This window comes from Pseudoalteromonas sp. TB51, from assembly GCF_000498055.1.
Classification (GTDB): Bacteria; Pseudomonadota; Gammaproteobacteria; order Enterobacterales; family Alteromonadaceae; genus Pseudoalteromonas; species Pseudoalteromonas atlantica.
Window position 1 is genome coordinate 1 of sequence record NZ_AUTO01000166.1, and the last position, 1,811, is coordinate 1,811.

At 39.3% G+C, this 1,811-nt stretch carries 2 protein-coding genes; one reads left to right on the plus strand and one right to left on the minus strand.

What is annotated here, in order from left to right:
- A protein-coding gene (locus L650_RS23660; RefSeq protein WP_128081053.1) for an IS3 family transposase occupies positions 1–1,224 on the minus strand; the annotation gives its coding sequence in 2 pieces (ribosomal slippage) (positions 1–873 and positions 873–1,224; 1,225 coding nt annotated over the 2 pieces). This gene is flagged as partial in the annotation.
- Between the two features lie 243 nt (positions 1,225–1,467).
- On the opposite strand from L650_RS23660, the gene L650_RS0108645 reads away from it, so the two are divergent.
- A partial coding sequence (locus L650_RS0108645; RefSeq protein ID WP_164835548.1) for a TonB-dependent receptor plug domain-containing protein occupies positions 1,468–1,811 on the plus strand: 344 nt, incomplete at its 3' end.

Here is a 1,811-nt window from a genome sequence, read left to right on the forward strand (position 1 = left end):
CTTGGTGCGAAAGCGCCAGGTCTTTTTTATGCACTTGATTTGGTGTTTTCATATCCAAACTTAAGTGCGGTCGCATTTCATTGTATATAAATATCGATTCTTCAACGAGCTGTTTTAACTCTGCCATATTGCGACATTTATACAGTAAAAACTCTTGCTTTAATATCCCGTTAATACGCTCTGCTAATGCGTTTTGATAACAGTCATACCCATCGGTCATCGATGGTCTAATGCCCTCTTTTAATAGCGCATTTTGATATACTTCAGAGCAATATTGTAAACCTCTATCTGAATGATGAATGGCATCACGTTTATATACGCGTTGCTTAATTGTCATTTCTAATGCTCTGACTACATCGGTTGCTTTCATTTCATCACTCAGCTCATAACCCATTATTTTTCGACTGTAAGCATCAGTGACTAACGATAGGTAATGCACGCCTTGCGCTGACTTTACGTATGTAATGTCACTAACGAAGACTTCCTCGGCCGCAGTAGGCATGTATTCCTTTAGTAAATTGGGATGCTTGCGCATCCAATGGTTACTGTTTGTTGTTTTAGTGTAATTTTTCTTTGGTTTTACAAGAAAGTCATGCTCTCTCAAATAATCAAAAAAACAATCACGACCTAGTTTAATGCCACGCTCTTGCAGGTCTGGCTTTATCATCAGATAAAGTTTCTTCCCACCAATACGAGGCATGAATTGCCGCCAGTACATCACTAATTCTTTGACTGGCTCCAATTCTTTATTCCGAGCATCTATTCTGCGCATAGCTTGATAGTAACCTTGTCGCGTTACGCCATATGCACGGCATAACGGAGTAAGCTTTATTTGATGGTTTTCTTTTGCGCGCGTGATAGCTCGGATATGTACTTTTTTCGCAAGCCCGCTCCATATTCTTCATCCATAATATTAATCATTTCATCTTTGATTAAATCCTTTAGGCGTAACTCTTCTATCTCGCGCTCTAAACGTTTAATTTTTTGTGCTGGGGTTTCTTTCGATTTAGGCATGTTGGCTATATAAGTTGGTTTAGACCAATCTAATTTACCATGTTTTCGCAGCCATACCAGAACGGTACTGCGGCCTTGAATACCGTAATGACTTTGCGCTTGTTTATAGGTGAAGTCGCCTTTTTCTACTTGCTCAACAATAGATAATTTAAAGCCTAATGTATAATCTCGCTGAGTACGCTTAACGTCTTTAATTTTAGTGGTTTTCATAAAATAAGTCCTAAATGTGTAAACACATTTCAGGACAAGACAGTTACAAAATACAAAAAGGCTGCTAGTTGATGCAGCCTTTTTTGTACAATAAACGCAATAAAATTGGCTTATTGTTAATAATGGCACTGGAGTAACTGCAGCTTAATCGGTTAAGTTTTATCGTGGATTAATGAAATGTTAATTGCTGAAGGTATTGATAATTGTTATCATTACGTAAAATAACTAATTAAATACCACGTAATGACTCTGAAAAACACTTTAGCTCTGCCTCTAATTGCTGTCGCGCCATTTTACACTTTGGCTAACGCTAACAATGATATAGAAACAATAGTAGTGACCGCCTCTGGCTTTGAACAAACCTTAGCGCAAGCGCCAGCTTCTATTACTTTAATTAGCAAAAAGCAGCTAGAAAACCGCGCTTATAAAGACTTAACCGATGCACTTAACGATGTTGCAGGGGTTACGGTTACCGGTGGTGGCTCGCGACAAGATATAAGCGTGCGTGGCATGCCAGCGCAGTACACTGCTATTTTGGTAGACGGTAAAAAGCAGTCAGGGCGTGAATCACAACCAAGCGGCAGCGG